The organism is Bradyrhizobium sp. B025, assembly GCF_042257955.1.
Classification (GTDB): domain Bacteria; phylum Pseudomonadota; class Alphaproteobacteria; order Rhizobiales; family Xanthobacteraceae; genus Bradyrhizobium; species Bradyrhizobium diazoefficiens.
In genome coordinates this window covers 7,629,850-7,643,283 of the sequence record NZ_CP170150.1, presented here as the reverse complement: position 1 = coordinate 7,643,283, position 13,434 = coordinate 7,629,850, and the positions used below count along the sequence as shown (strand labels likewise).

At 58.3% G+C, this 13,434-nt stretch carries 17 protein-coding genes and 2 pseudogenes; 11 read left to right on the top strand and 8 right to left on the bottom strand.

Going from position 1 to position 13,434, the window contains the following annotated elements; genetic code table 11:
* Positions 1–893: 893 nt before the first annotated feature.
* A complete protein-coding gene (locus ACE10W_RS36220) occupies positions 894–1,745 on the bottom strand; it encodes a LysR family transcriptional regulator (RefSeq protein WP_304548705.1) in 852 nt (283 codons plus the stop codon).
* A 203-nt stretch (positions 1,746–1,948) separates the two neighbouring features.
* Here ACE10W_RS36220 and ACE10W_RS36215 point away from each other — a divergent pair, with 203 nt between their 5' ends.
* The 3 genes from ACE10W_RS36215 to ACE10W_RS36205 all read left to right on the top strand — a co-directional run bounded on the left by ACE10W_RS36215 (position 1,949) and on the right by ACE10W_RS36205 (position 3,534).
* On the top strand, positions 1,949–2,704 hold the full coding sequence (locus ACE10W_RS36215; protein ID WP_304548703.1) for a substrate-binding domain-containing protein: 756 nt from the start codon (positions 1,949–1,951) through the stop codon (positions 2,702–2,704).
* Between the two features lie 21 nt (positions 2,705–2,725).
* Positions 2,726–3,019, top strand: a complete 294-nt coding sequence (locus tag ACE10W_RS36210; protein WP_304548701.1) for a hypothetical protein — start codon at positions 2,726–2,728, stop codon at positions 3,017–3,019.
* A gap of 317 nt (positions 3,020–3,336) precedes the next feature.
* A complete protein-coding gene (locus ACE10W_RS36205) occupies positions 3,337–3,534 on the top strand; it encodes a hypothetical protein (RefSeq protein WP_271613089.1) in 198 nt (65 codons plus the stop codon).
* 587 nt (positions 3,535–4,121) lie between these two features.
* Here the strand turns inward: ACE10W_RS36205 and ACE10W_RS36200 are convergent.
* The 3 genes and pseudogenes from ACE10W_RS36200 to ACE10W_RS36190 all read right to left on the bottom strand — a co-directional run bounded on the left by ACE10W_RS36200 (position 4,122) and on the right by ACE10W_RS36190 (position 5,524).
* The gene (locus tag ACE10W_RS36200) at positions 4,122–4,268 is read right to left on the bottom strand and encodes a hypothetical protein (RefSeq protein ID WP_171901089.1); all 147 of its coding nucleotides are present in this window, start codon (positions 4,266–4,268) and stop codon (positions 4,122–4,124) included.
* Positions 4,265–5,000, bottom strand: a pseudogene (locus ACE10W_RS36195) (transposase); the annotation flags it as partial. The pseudogene ACE10W_RS36195 and the gene ACE10W_RS36200, both read right to left, overlap by 4 nt.
* On the bottom strand, positions 4,997–5,524 hold the full coding sequence (locus tag ACE10W_RS36190) for a PRC-barrel domain-containing protein (protein ID WP_060910326.1): 528 nt from the start codon (positions 5,522–5,524) through the stop codon (positions 4,997–4,999). The gene ACE10W_RS36190 and the pseudogene ACE10W_RS36195, both read right to left, overlap by 4 nt.
* 277 nt (positions 5,525–5,801) lie before the next feature.
* Here ACE10W_RS36190 and ACE10W_RS36185 point away from each other — a divergent pair, with 277 nt between their 5' ends.
* Together ACE10W_RS36185 and ACE10W_RS36180 are read left to right on the top strand one after the other, a co-directional pair.
* Positions 5,802–5,993: a hypothetical protein gene (locus ACE10W_RS36185; RefSeq protein WP_060910327.1), complete on the top strand. Its 192-nt coding sequence runs from the start codon at positions 5,802–5,804 to the stop codon at positions 5,991–5,993.
* A gap of 68 nt (positions 5,994–6,061) precedes the next feature.
* Positions 6,062–6,226: a hypothetical protein gene (locus ACE10W_RS36180; protein WP_304548695.1), complete on the top strand. Its 165-nt coding sequence runs from the start codon at positions 6,062–6,064 to the stop codon at positions 6,224–6,226.
* 156 nt (positions 6,227–6,382) lie between these two features.
* Here the strand turns inward: ACE10W_RS36180 and ACE10W_RS36175 are convergent, their stop codons facing one another.
* Positions 6,383–6,511, bottom strand: coding sequence for a hypothetical protein (locus tag ACE10W_RS36175; RefSeq protein ID WP_271613092.1), 129 nt, complete (start codon positions 6,509–6,511; stop codon positions 6,383–6,385).
* Positions 6,512–6,616: 105 nt separating this feature from the next.
* Between ACE10W_RS36175 and ACE10W_RS36170 the strand changes: the two genes are divergently transcribed.
* Positions 6,617–6,814, top strand: a complete 198-nt coding sequence (locus ACE10W_RS36170; protein WP_375762443.1) for a hypothetical protein — start codon at positions 6,617–6,619, stop codon at positions 6,812–6,814.
* Positions 6,815–6,963: 149 nt separating this feature from the next.
* Here ACE10W_RS36170 and ACE10W_RS36165 read toward each other — a convergent pair whose 3' ends face one another.
* Positions 6,964–7,656: a Crp/Fnr family transcriptional regulator gene (locus ACE10W_RS36165; RefSeq protein ID WP_304548689.1), complete on the bottom strand. Its 693-nt coding sequence runs from the start codon at positions 7,654–7,656 to the stop codon at positions 6,964–6,966.
* A 1,207-nt stretch (positions 7,657–8,863) separates the two neighbouring features.
* Here ACE10W_RS36165 and ACE10W_RS36160 point away from each other — a divergent pair.
* Both ACE10W_RS36160 and ACE10W_RS36155 read left to right on the top strand, forming a co-directional pair.
* On the top strand, positions 8,864–9,148 hold the full coding sequence (locus ACE10W_RS36160; protein ID WP_271613094.1) for a hypothetical protein: 285 nt from the start codon (positions 8,864–8,866) through the stop codon (positions 9,146–9,148).
* A 105-nt stretch (positions 9,149–9,253) separates the two neighbouring features.
* A complete protein-coding gene (locus ACE10W_RS36155) occupies positions 9,254–9,646 on the top strand; it encodes a response regulator transcription factor (protein WP_060910329.1) in 393 nt (130 codons plus the stop codon).
* Positions 9,647–9,757: 111 nt separating this feature from the next.
* On the opposite strand, the gene ACE10W_RS36150 is transcribed toward ACE10W_RS36155, so the two are convergent.
* Positions 9,758–10,390 carry a tyrosine-type recombinase/integrase gene (locus tag ACE10W_RS36150; protein WP_304548686.1) on the bottom strand — a complete coding sequence of 211 codons (633 nt, stop codon included), beginning with the start codon at positions 10,388–10,390 and terminating at the stop codon, positions 9,758–9,760.
* 243 nt (positions 10,391–10,633) lie between these two features.
* Here ACE10W_RS36150 and ACE10W_RS36145 point away from each other — a divergent pair.
* Positions 10,634–11,053, top strand: a pseudogene (locus ACE10W_RS36145) (DUF1254 domain-containing protein); the annotation flags it as partial.
* Positions 11,054–11,058: 5 nt separating this feature from the next.
* On the opposite strand, the gene ACE10W_RS36140 reads toward ACE10W_RS36145, so the two are convergent.
* A protein-coding gene (locus ACE10W_RS36140; RefSeq protein WP_110115815.1) for an IS5-like element ISBj2 family transposase occupies positions 11,059–11,819 on the bottom strand; the annotation gives its coding sequence in 2 pieces (ribosomal slippage) (positions 11,059–11,480 and positions 11,480–11,819; 762 coding nt in all).
* On the opposite strand from ACE10W_RS36140, the gene ACE10W_RS36135 reads away from it, so the two are divergent.
* Together ACE10W_RS36135 and ACE10W_RS36130 are read left to right on the top strand one after the other, a co-directional pair.
* Complete coding sequence (locus tag ACE10W_RS36135; protein WP_370204825.1) at positions 11,701–12,900, top strand: DUF1254 domain-containing protein; 1,200 nt, start codon at positions 11,701–11,703, stop codon at positions 12,898–12,900. The genes ACE10W_RS36140 and ACE10W_RS36135 overlap by 119 nt on opposite strands.
* 177 nt (positions 12,901–13,077) lie before the next feature.
* Positions 13,078–13,323, top strand: coding sequence for a DUF2721 domain-containing protein (locus tag ACE10W_RS36130; protein ID WP_369525311.1), 246 nt, complete (start codon positions 13,078–13,080; stop codon positions 13,321–13,323).
* The last annotated feature ends 111 nt before the right edge of the window (positions 13,324–13,434 follow it).

Here is a 13,434-nt window from a genome sequence, read left to right as displayed (position 1 = left end):
TTCCTACGGTCCAACGGCTCGCAATTACGATAGCTTGATCCTCCTCGGATACTCAGCGTTCGCTGTGTTTGCTCTCGCCGCGATTTGCCTCGCCGCAGCAGGTCCAGGTGTAGCCGGCGGCGATCTTGTGGCGGCGGCAGTAATGCCATGAATTGAACGATCGAGCTCTCGGCTGTGATCCGGGTGCTGATCCACTTTTCGGGAGACAGCTGCTTTAAGAACGCGCGCTCGATCTCGGTTAGATCCACGGTTGCCTCTCTGGAGAAAACTCCAGACGACCTGGCGTCGATCCACCCGGTGTAACCGAGCCAATCAAGAAGGACCGAAAGCGCTTATCAGTCCGATCGCAATGGGGACTAGCCCCACGATGGTCCATAGGGCGGGCGAGCTGGAGCCCAGGCCAGCAACAAAGATGCAGACGCCAAAGCCCACAATGAGCGCCGAAATGCCGTAGGCGAGTGCTTTCTCCATTGGCCGATCCACCAGAAACTAAGGATCGATGCGCCTGTAGGACGCGCTTGGGATCAAAACGTTCCTATGCGCCAGGAGCCCCGGGAGGTGATGGAGTTCTCAGCGCAAATTGGCGCACTAAATGTGCCACGGGTGGTACCAACGTGAGACCCGAAAACTGATCTTAGCGAAGCGCCCACTAATGTCGGCTCTTGGCCCGTTTGAGACACGCCGGGGCGGTCTGACGATGTCTTGTTCACAGGGGTAGACCGGAAGAAAACGGCACGCGGCCAAAGGGACGCGATTGGACCCCAAGCAGACGTTTAATTGATCGCACGGCAAGCCGTTAATCTGGTGAGTCGATGGCTTGCATGGCGCCGGTCCCATCGCAAATGGGAGTCACGGAAAAATCTCACAAACGGGGGTCATGGCGCCACTTTGCGTTAAGCAAGTGGTTTTGCGACGTCGCGAATGCAATTGGCGAACACCTGCGCGACCGGGCTCAGCATCCGGCCCTTCAGCGTGAAGATTGCCGTTGGCAAGTGCCAACGCGGCAATGCGACGGGCAGTGCCTTCAGCAAATCGGCTCCGGGGCCGAACTGCAGCGCCGAGCCGGGTACTAGTGTGAGATAGCGTCCGGTGGCGAGCAGGCTGATGCGCAGGTGTAGGGAGTTGCTGAAGATCGTCGCGGTGGGAATCGACAGCTTCGCAGCACGGAATGCTTCGACGAAAGGCGAACCGGATTCCGCTTCCAGCGTCGACAGGATCCACGGCACGTCGACGAGTTCTGAAAGGGTAAGTTTGCGGCGGCGCGACCAGGAGCTCTGCGGGCCGGCGACGACGACGAGCGACTCGTAGAACAGCGGTTGCATTTCGATGTCGGAGTCAGGTGTCTCCGTCAGCAGTCGCGAAATAACGATTTCGCATTGACGTTGCCGGAGCAGGTTGAACTGATGCGACGCCGTGCCTTGTTCCAGCCTAACGCGCAGACGCGGCAGTCGTTTTGAGAGCCGCTCGATCGCTGCCGGCACGAGGCCGGCTGCCCACACCTCGGTGCATGCTATGCGCAGCTCGCCCGCTTGAGGATCGGCGAGAAACGCAATCTCCTCGACGCTCTGCCGAAGTTCGTCGAACACTGCAGTGCCGCGTTTGAGCAACGCCTCGCCGAACATCGTCGGCTCGACTCCGCGCGCGGTGCGGTCCAGCAGCGTCACTCCGAGCACGTGCTCGAGATTGGCGATGGTGCGCGAGATGACTGGCCGTGAGATGGCCAGGCGCTCGGCGGCCTTGGCCATGCTGTTCTCCTCGACCACCGTCATGAAGACGTGGAGGTCGCGGGGCTTGAGAAATCGTCCGACTCTGTCCCAGCGCATGTCGACGTACCTAAGCGGCTACCGGCCTGTCGAATATTCGACCTTGTGGATACTCCTGTTTTGGAGCCGACTCCAGCTCCGGGCCTGAACTTTCGGCCTGAACAGGTTCGAAGCAGGAGATGGCGATGAGGGCGATTGGCGTTGTAGCTGCAATTCTGGCCGTTGTGGTGCGCGCCGCCCCCGCCGGGGCCGCCGAAATCACCGTTTTGAGCACGCCCTCCATGCAAGGCGTGCTCAATGATCTTGCGCCGGCATTTACACGCGCAACCGGCCATACGCTGGGGCTCACCTTTGAAGGCGTCCCGGCGCTCAAGCGGCGGATCGAAGCGGGCGATACGTTTGATGCCGCGGTCTTGTTGCCGGCAGCGGTCGATGATCTCACCAAATCAGGCAAGATCGCCGTCGGGTCGCGTTCAGACATTGCCCGCACTGCCGCCGGCGTTGCGGTCCGGGCAGGGGCGCCGAAGCCTCTGGTGGGTACCGGCGAGGACCTCAAGCGAACGCTGCTCGCGGCAAGAGCAATCTCCTATTCGCCCGACAGCGCGAGCGGAAGCTATTTCCTTCATCTGCTTGATCGCCTCGGCATCGAGACAGAGGTGAAGCCGAGGCTCCTGGCGGTGACAGGGCGGAGCCCCGTCGAGGCCGTCGCGCGCGGCGAAGCAGAGCTGACCGTGATCACCGTGCCCAACATCGTCGGCGTCGAGAGCGTTGCCCTCGCAGGGTTACTTCCGGAAGAGTTGCAGAACTACACCACCTTCAGCGTCGCCGTCAGTGCCAACGCCAAGGAGCCTAAAGCCGCCGAGCAATTGATCGCATTCTTGCGCTCGCCCGCCGCCGCGGCCGCGATCCGGAGCAAAGGATTGGCGCCCATTGTCCCCTGAAGCCTTGTGGGAGGACGATCGTTGGTTGGCCCGGTCTTGCCTTTTGACCTTTTTCATGAACTCGTTTCGGAATTTTGTAATATGTTCGTCACCGTTGTTGCGGTGCTTTGCCATTTTTCAGCTCACGACTGCGCCGAGGTGGTCGTAGCAAATTCGAACTTGGACGCCGGTATCACTTTTCAGGGCTGCTTAACTGGCGGCCAAGCAGGTCTAGCCCATTGGAAGAGCGCGCACCCGATCTACCGGTCTGATGACTGGCATATCGAGCGGTGCAAATGCGTCGCCGGGTTTTACGTGGCGAAGGCCAAGATCTGACTCGAAGATTGTCCAAGACACGCTCGACGGGACATGTCTCCTCTTGGCCCGTTTGAGACAAGCTGACCAGCACTGACCATGTCCGTTCACCAGGCTTGACCGGAAGTCCTCGGTGTCCTGTCAAACCGACGCGATTGACCCTTACCGCCTGCCGTGGGCCAGGTTCCCGAATTTGTACTCCAGTTGGTGGTCAATATTGACCAGATGTTGGTTACCGGACATGCCAGACTTCCATGATCACCGCACGGCCCTTTGGCTTTCATCGGTGATGAGAACGCCGCTAGCGCTCCCGCCTCCTCTTAGAATGGAGCAGCGCCATGCAGCGACGCCGTTTCAAGCAAACCACGTCCCTTGAAGAGCGCCTTGCCGAACAAGCCCAGCGTCTCCGTCAGGAAGCCAAATCGCTTCCACCTGGTATCGAGCGGGAGCGCGCGATCCGCAAAGCCCGGCAAGCCGAGACCAGCTCGCATATCAGTGGATGGCTAAACTCGCCCGGCCTGCAAGCTCCGAAGTGAACGTTGAAGCAGCCTGCGGCCTACTATCCCGATGGGATCTCAGAGCAGGACAATGAGCGCCGCCAACAGGCAGAGCGGGCGATAAACCCTCTCGACAAAGAGACGTGGCTACGGCGAGCCCGTCACTGCCGCCCTGAATTTTTAACAAATGAGCAAAACGAGACAGCGGCGGAAGTCCGCGTTGTTCCATCCTGATAAAATCACCGTTCGGCCATTGGCATCCATCGGTGACTGAGAGCATCACGCTCCCGTCCAACCCAAGTGGAGGGCGAACTATGTCGTCACTTAAACAACTTCAACGCCAGCAAATAAACCACGATACCCGCTATACGCACGGGCAGCTCGTACAGCTACGACGCCAGATGCTGAGGTTTGCCAGGTCGACGCCGCCCGGGGCTGAGAGAAATGCACGGCGGCAGATCGCCCGATCGCTGCGCAGTCTTTTCAAGAACAAGGGATGGCTGGACGCTCACACCGCTGAAGGTTCGTAGCGCGCCAAAGACGTTTTCCGCATGTTTCGGGCATCAGCGGTGGTACTTCCATTTGATATTTGGGCTGAGGGCTCACGGCTAGAAGTTTCGGGAAACTTAGCGCGCAATTACGAACCGCGTCACGCCATCCTCGATCTTCATTTCGATGGCGATGTCCCAAAGCCAATCTTCGTCTTCGCCGAGGTCCTTGGCGACCTTGGCAATAGTGGTGACGTGATGGACCTTGTTGACGTGAGTGGTCATGCCGCTCGAGCGGAGATCGTTGATGCGGGCGTCCAATTCCAGGGCAGCAGTTCGTCCAAGCGATTGGCCGGATGGGCGGCGAGGCGGGCGAGGATATCCGTGAGCCACGCCTGCGGGTCGATGCCGTTCATTTTCACCGTGACGATGAGGCTGTACATGGCTGCGGCGCGCCGCCCTCCGCGATCAGATCCGCAGAACAGCCAGGACTGCCGTCCAAGAGCGATGCCTAGGCCTCGTTCGGCGGCATGGTTGGACAGACGTACCCGCCCATCCTCGAGGAACAGGGTGAAGCTCGCCCAGCGCTTCAGGATATAGTTGAACGCCTTGGCCAGGTCGTACCCACGGGAGAGCTTGGCGAGTTGTTCCCGCATGTAGACCTGAAGATTATCGACCAAGGGACGGCTCAGCGTCTGCCACCTGAACACGTTCCTCCGCACTCCTGCCATTGATGGAGCGTTCGATCTCGAACAGCGCATCGATCCGGCGCACGACCTCGACCGCGATGGGCGAGAGCGGGATCGCCTTTTTGCCGGCAGCCTTGCGCCGCGCATTCTCTTCGATGTCGGCCATGGCGAAGAACGGACGCCTTCCATGCGACCAGCAGGCAGCCTCCCGGATCGGTCCGGGCTGGCGTCCCGCACGTAGATCCAGCACCGGCACGGTCGTATCATCGGCATGAAGGCGCTCGGCCGCCATGACATGGGCCTCAAGGCGGCGCAGCAACGGATCTAGTACTTAAACTCCGGCATCGCCTTCAATTCGTCCTTGGTGGCGTTATACACCGCGTGATCGGGATACCAACGCGTGCTGGCGCTGGTTGTGGTGGTTGTCGTGGTTGTCGTTGCGGCACCGGTGGTGGTTCGCGTGGTGCTGTCTGGAGCGGAAGTGGTTGCAGGCGGATTCGCTGGTGCGGACGTTGTTGACGCAGTTGTCGAGGTCACCGGCTGGTCAACCCACTTCAGCTTATCGAAGGAGACCGCCACGTAGTGTTCGCCCAGGCCGAGGACGCCGCCCACACCCAGAATAACATTGGCCACCTTGCCTGACCTATCCAAGATCACGTCGTGGATGTTTCCGATTTTCTCGTTTGCTTCATTGTACACATCGACGCCGGCGAGCTTGGACGCGCGCCATTCACCCTCCTTGTGCGTGGTAGCACTGGTTGTCGAAGCCGCTTGGTTTGTGGCTGTTTGCGCCGCCGCGTCGGTCATCGGCGCGATAGCCAGGAATGCTATTGCAAGACATTTGGAAAGCATGATGTCCCTCCACTATTTTTGGAACAATAATGCGATGTGAATTTGGTTCCAGCGACGGAACGGTAAATGATTCCGTCGCAGCGGGGTCTCTTGGGAAGCGGCTGATGCCCACGCTCGGATATTGCTCGCCACTCGCCAGTTTCAAAGCGAACAAAGGATCCCGATTTTCCCGGTTGAGATGTCAGCCTGTGGCTGATTAGAAACGTTTACCGAAGACGACGTACGGCGGATTCGATGGCGATGCTCGCCGTTACCCGGCAAACGACGATTGAATGCGATGATCATCAGAGCCGCGGATTATTCAGCGGCGGCGCTACGTGTGGCGCAAGCCGGTGCCACTCGGCAAACGATGCTTGACCGCTATCCCGTGATCGAGGAGTGGCTTGCCGCAAAGCCGAACATGGTTCTTGTTTGGCACACGGGGCAAAGTGGTCGCAGGATGATCATGATGCTTCGTCTTGGTCACTGACTCGGATTCTTTGGAACTTAGCAACTATAGTCCCGTTGCACGTCGTTACCCTTCCAAAGGAATGCCTAATGGCCAACAATAAAAACCCAAATGAGACGCAGCCCGGCGAGAATCCGGAAGGTAAGTACCATTTCAATCCCGGAAACATGGCCGGGAAAAAGCCCGGGGATGGGGAGCAGACTGCCGAAAACCGTGGCGAGCCGCATGAGCACAAAGAAAAACCCGCCGGTTAGGGCGGGTTAATGAGGCCGCCAATTGCGGCGGCCTTATTTTTTCGCGTGCGATTAGAATTCTCCTGTCTGCTCTGCCACCGAGAGCCGACATCGTTCACGATCCTTGAGCTCTCGCGCGCGTATTGGGCCCGAGACGGGGCGCAGGGCCTCCTAAGTTCATTCCTGGGCTAGGAATTGATCCAAATCGATGAGCAGGTCTTTGGCCGCGTCGCCGAGGACTTCTGCACGGTCGTTTCCAATACATTCAATGGTACGTCCGCGCGAACATAACATCGGTTTGCTCATTGGAGTTTCCTTATTCGGGCTGCGTCTTTCGTAAACTATAAGTGTGCCCTAAAGATCGATACCGCGAGCATGCAAAGAGCCTTCACGGTACCAATCGAAGACACCGTGAGCCGCGCGGGCGGATCCGCGGCGCGCTGCGCCGGCAGGGTCGCGCTTAAAGGTTCGTTCACCGACAAGGACCGCGACGTCGTGCGGCAAGGCGTCAAGACGAGAACGACCGAACGTCAGGCGACGGGTGGCGCCGCCAAAGTGGTCCGCAGCGAGCGTCTGCCCGACAGCGTCGACTCCTCGAATGTCCGTTGATAGGGGTAGATCGGAAGTCAACGCCAAAGGGTGAAACCGGCGTTTTTGACCCGTAGCGGTCGTGAGGCTGTCAGGTTCACAAGCGGGCTAGATGACCCCACGCTGGTGCGGCAGCTAGACCAGAGGGGCAACGTCCGAGCAGGTTCAATTCATTTATCCTTTTCGGCACGCTTTCTTAGGTGAGGACTGTCGTGCAAGACCACGTTCAGCAGGGAATTATGGACCTCCAGTGATCCGTTGTATTTGATGAACCCAAGCTTGCGGAACTTGTTCATGAACATGCTGACGCGCGACCTGGTGGTCCCGACCATCTCCGCGAGTGTCTCCTGGCTTATCTTCGCTATGACCGGCTCGGGCTTACTCTCCTTGCCGAAGTTCGCCATCAAGAGGAGCACCCTCGCCAGACGCTTCTCACTGGAATTAAAAAGTTGATCGACCAAGTCCTCCTCGACTCGGGCGTTCCTAGACAACAGGTGAGCCATGAACATCTCAGAGAACTTCGGCTCGTCATGGAGCACACGCACGATAGCTGCCTTTTCGAGCCGCATGATGACGCACTCCGTCACCGTCACGACCGTCGCCACCCGCAGCGGATGCCCATTTAGGCAGCTCTCACCGAAGAAGTCCCCATTTCCGTGGAGCGCGACGACCGCCTCCTTGCCCTGCTCGGAGACGACGCAGACCTTGACCTTGCCCTCCTGAATGTAGAAGACCGCATCACCGGGGTCTCCCTGAGAGAAGACCTTCCGATTCTTCCGATAGTTTGAAACGGTCCTCCCCGAGGCCACGGTGTGGAGGAACTCCTGGACGTCGAAGGGCCGCCTCTTCGTTGCTTTGGCCACGCTTCCCGCCTTTAATTATCAACTGGCTTACATTCTAGGGCAAACCGAACATCAGGAAAACCCGGCCCGGATGTCGGTGGCAGTGTAGTGGCACGTGTCCCCGGCGGCCAAGTGAGCACTAAAGCTCACCTCGGCTCCAAATGTGCGCAGACTCGTACGTTATGGAGATGCCGAACCAAGAGGCGTCCCAGTAACAGAGGAGCTGAATTATGGGTGTCATCCTTCCGTTCGTATCAGCCGGCGCATTCGAGCCCAACGATATTGAGGCGATGTCCCTGGCTTGTGAGGAAGTCTGCCATTACCTTCATATCAACGGCGACGCGCGGGCTCGCGAGACCATCGCCGCGAGAGTCATCGAGCTGACCCAGCGCGGCGAACGTTGTCCCACAGTCTTTGCGCGACCGGGTGCTTGCGGGAATGAACGCCGGCCCCGGACGATGGCTGATGGGGTTTGGCGTCGTCTCAGGGACGCCCGCTAATCCCGCTAATGATGATCTCAAACTGTCCACTTCTGGGCGATTGTGTTGAAGAAGTCGGCCTGTCGATCGAGGCGCGCCGCTCGAACGTCGCGAATGACCCAAGGAGGACATTCGACCAAGCTGGGAGTGCTGCAGCACGTAAGGTCAGTAGCGACGAGCGTCCTCGACGCGTGATCACTGGGGTTGCGAGCAATTGCCCTAATTTGAATCTAGCGGCGACCTAACTCACTAACGACGCGTTAATTTCTTTTGGCATGTGAGCAATACTGACCAGCGCCGAGCCCAGTGGCAGTTCCACAGTGGGTTCCATCACCGCCCACCACGGCAACTACCGGTGACTGAGAGTTCTGTAACGCTTCCGCCTGATCAAAGGCGTGCAACATGTTCCGACATCCCCGAACGCTATGTCCTATGTGTCGAGCAGAGGCGGTGCTGGCTCGGATTACGCCCGGCCCCTTTGGCTTCGATATCCGGACGTTTGAGTGCCCCGCCTGCAACGACGTCCACCAGCTTGTGGCCGATCTGGTTGATCCGATGAAATCCCCACGAACAACCGGCTGGCTTCACGGTCAACTGCACGCGCCGACGTAGCGACTGCACCTTATGGGGCCGGGTTTTCGTATGACGGCCTTGAATACACGGGCACGGTGCCAATCTCCCGTCCGTCATCGCTGATTATTGCGATGCGACGCTCAGGATCATCTTCGGGCTTATCAAGTGAAACGCCGATGGCCAGCACCGTCGCCCTGATGATTGCAGCGATATCGTCGTCGCAAACAAACCCCGATGAAATCAAAAAGCCTGTGGCCGTCCTCGACATCAAAAAAGTACCGGGGCGTTGGCAACCTCTAGTGCGCCAAGTGCTTCCAGACAGCATTGTTCCGAATAGGCTGCCGACTAGGGGCCTCAAGCAGACCAGGGGAAACTGCGAGGCCGCCCAGAGAGGCATTCGCGTCAGGGTTTTGTTCCACTTTCCCCGTCTGTTCTCTCAAGATGGGTGTTTTAACCCCTAGTGGACCCAATTTCATTGTGAGCAATATTGCTCACTTTCCCCGGAACGATAGTCTGTTCCCCGCGTGTACCCCTGCGCTCCTATTGCGGCGCACTGAGGTCCCCGAGTGGAAAACCAACAGCTTTTTATCCTGGTCGTTGAAGACGACCAGCTTGTTCAGAACCTTGTCGAAGACTGCCTGAGCGAGGGCGGGTTCGAGACTGTAGCAACTCCATCCGGCGAAAAGGCCATTGAGCTACTTGATGCGGCCGAGGGCAAATACCGGGCGCTCGTCACGGACATCAATCTGAAGCCCGGTGAGATCAACGGGTGGGAGGTCGCGCGACACGCCAGAGAGATCGACCCCCACTTTCCCGTCGTTTACATGAGCGGCATCGAAGCAGACGATTGGGCATCAAAGGGCGTACCTAACAGCATCATGTTGGCGAAGCCGTTCGCGCCCGCGCAGCTTGTCACTGCCATTTCTCAGCTTCTCAACGCGATCCCACCAGCCGGGTAAGTGCCGCCTCAGTTGGGCGGCTTGTTTCATTTGCCATTGTGATTCACGTCGCCTGTTGGCCCAAAGCCGTCTGCGAGGGCAGAGCAGGGCGCGCCCGCTCTGCCCCCCAAGTCAGACGTCTACCTGTTCTGCTATCGCGATGGCATCGTCCACCTCGATGCCGAGATAGCGGACGGTACTCTCGATTTTCGTGTGCCCCAGCAGGAGTTGCACGGCTCGCAGATTGCCGGTTCGACGATAGATCAACGTCGCCTTGGTCCGGCGAAGGGAATGCGTCCCGAACAGGTGCGGGTCCAGTCCGATGTCAGCGATCCAGTTAGATAGGAGACGGGCATACTGGCGGGTCGTCATATGTCCACTCCGCCGCCGGCCAGTGAACAGGTATTCTCCTGACTTCTTGCCGGCAGCCCGCAGATAATCGTCGATTGCCTGCCGGGTCGATTCAGTCAATTCGAATTTGACTGGCCGCCCGGTCTTCTTTTGTCGGATGGTCGCGCGGTCCGCCGCATATCCGCCTGGCGCAAGGTCATCGACTTTCAAGCCTACGACGTCGCAGCCGCGCAACTTGCTGTCGATGGCGACGTCGAATAGCGCCAGATCGCGCATTCGGCCTTCGACCTGGAGCTTGGTGCGGATTGACCAGACGTGCTTCGGACGTAGCGGCGGCTTTGCGCCGACGATCTTCCCCTTATTCCAAGGGACGCGTTTGGAGACGGCAGGGATGGTGCTTAGGTTATCGGTCATATTGACCTCCTCAACTAGTGAGGCTGGTCATTTTCAGTCCGGAGCCCTTCCAATCCCGCGTCGTCCGCTTCGAGACGATTGGAGACGTACTTGCGTCCAATTCGAGCGATGACAGGACCGATTTTGACCCAAATCAGAAGTCAAGCTTAGCACGCGCATTCCGTTAGCGCCAAAACCTTGCTACTGTAGAGCGAGGGCCGAAACATAAGGTCACCAGCAACAATCGGCCGGGAGCAGCCCATTATGGAAATTACGCGACGCACAGCGACCATTGGCGGACTCGGCCTATTCGCCGCAACAACTATAAGCACCGCTAGCAGAGCAGACGAACTCGGCTCTTTTCTGGGCATCGGGGAAGGGCTGGAGGACTTTATCCTTGCCACCGACGCGTATGTATTTGGCTACCCGCTCGTAACGATGGAGATGACGCGCAGGGTCATCACGAACGTCGCGGAGCCAGTCGGGACACGCGGGCCGATGGGCCAGATTATCAAGCTGCGCAAATACCCGGACTCATCGTTCAGGGATGTGACGGCTCCAAATGCCGACACACTTTACACGACTTCCTTCTTTGATGTCGGCAAAGAGCCGTGGGTGCTGAGCATTCCCGACATGAAGGGCCGTTACTTTCTGTGTCCGATGCTTGACGGCTGGACTAGGGTCCAGACTCAATTGAGCCAATATGCGACGAGAGCGGCGAGATGAACAGCGGCCAAAAAATTACGGGCGAGCTTGTCATATCGCGTGGCGATGCGCCGGAAGTCCTTGAGCCTGCAAAAGCAGCGTTCGATGACATTTCGTCCTTTGTAGGCGCGTTTGTTGAAGCGATGGATGACGACACGGTTAGATTTATTGGGGATTACGGGCTTGGCGCCACGACGAATGATTGCGCCGCGAAGCTTGTCGCCATCATACCCTTTGTCGGCGAGGAGCACGCTCATGGGTGGCGCGAGCGCCAGGACATCGGGAGCCGCAGCGATATCGGCATCCTGGCCTGGAGTCAGATGCAGGACGACCGGCCGGCAGAGCGGATCGCTCAGCGCATGGATTTTTGTCGTGCGGCCTCCGCGCGAGCGGCCGATTGCTTGATTGTGCTCCCCCCTTTTCCGCCGGAGGCACACCGGTGAGCTTTAATCGAGGTCGAGTCGAGCGACAGTACGACGCCGTCTTCGCCAGGCTTGGCCAGCGCTTCGAAGATTGCGCACCATCGTCCTCGCTTGGCCCAGCGATTGAAGCGATTGTAGATCGTCGTGTAAGGGCCGTATTCACGTGGACAATCACGCCATCGTGCACCCGATTGCAGCATGTGAATGATGCCGCTGACGATGCGTCGGTCGTCGTCCCGATCCGGCCCCGTCAGTCCCCTCGGCAGATGCGGTTCGATACGCGCCCATTGCCTGTCGTTCAGCCAAAACAAACCAGCGCGCATTCTCTCGCCCCCGAATCAACACGTAGGCAAGAGAATCACGTGGCGCTATTTAGGTACAGACCCTAGCGTTTTTCAGGTGCCGGGTAAACGCACGACGGGCACGGGTGCGCAGACCTACGCGATCACTGGACCCGGCTGGAAGGGCTCGCTGCCCGCTGGTGTCAAGGAATACAAGTCGCCGACTAGCATCGTTTGGCTGCTTGGCCGTATCTACTGCACCGGAACGCCGGAAGATTATGCCGAGGTTCACAAGTTGCAGGACGAGTTCAAGCTCGTTCCGCTAAGTTCATACGGTAAACCCTACACACCGCCCCCTGGCACCGTCGATCTATCCATCGATATGAAGACGGCTGTCCGCGAGCAGGTGAACAAAATGGATGCGGCGGAGTATTTCACGCTGCTCTGCAAGCTCATGAAAGACAATCCACCGGCAGCGGAGGACGCCGCTGAACTCGCCAGGTTTTCCAAGATCGGCATTGTTCCCGGTCAAGACTTCGATGCAAGCAAACTCAAGGCGGATTTCGTCAAGCGCGTGCCCGAAATTGCCTTCGACCGGATCATGCTCCAGTTCAAGGTCAACAAAGACGTCCAGAACATCAATGGCTTCGTCTACACAACCAAGACCGGACTCTACGGTACCAACTATTTGATGCGGGCGTTCATCACTGCCATTGGGCTAGGCGCTAACCGTCCTCAGGATGCCGTCTATCCTACCTCAACGAAGGATGGGGAAGGCAAAACCTACAATGGCGCAAACAAGTACGTGCTGCGCTTCGCGAAGGGGCAACTGCCACCAGCTCTGGGCTTTTGGTCGCTCACGATGTACGATTCCAACTACTTCTTCGTGAGTAATCCTATCGACCGCTATTCGATCAGCGCTCGACAAAGTCTTAAGGCGAATGCGGATGGATCGACTGATCTTTATATTCAGAAGGACTCACCCGGCAAAGACAAGGAGTCCAACTGGTTGCCTGCTCCTGACGGAGACTTCATCCTGATGATGAGGTTGTATTGGCCGACCGAAAAGAACCCGTCGATCATCAATGGGTCGTGGAAAATTCCTCCAGTGAAGAAGGTTTGAGCGGGCAAGAGCCGGCTTCGTCAAATGGCGAAGCCGGTTTCGGCTAGATGACTGGCGCTCACTCACCAATATGTTTCGACTTCGCATGCTTGAGACGCCGTCTGTCACACAGCTTTTCCAAGACATCAATCACGCGATTGCGCCAGCATTCATCCTAGGTGCCGTCTCCGGCTTCACGTGACACGCCTCAACCGCATCATCGACAGGTGTCCTGCGGTTGCGTCCCATAACGGCACGGAGCCGGTTATTGAGCGGCTTCACCCGGACATGTCGGCACTCAATCGGCGAGCAGCGCTGATCAATCATGCGCTCTTTTGGGCCGTCGCAAGCGCGCTTGTTACAATTCTTCTCATGATCCTCGCATTTGTAGATGCGTTTTTTGGTCTGCCTCACGAAAGAGGCGTAGCGCCGATGCTGATCTAACGAGCGTTGAGACCAATGTCCGTTCATGGCCCATCGCTTCCGTTGGCGCGGTGTCGCTGCATGTCGGCTCAAAGGGGCAGACCGGAAGTTTGCTGCCGGGCGCCAGTTCGG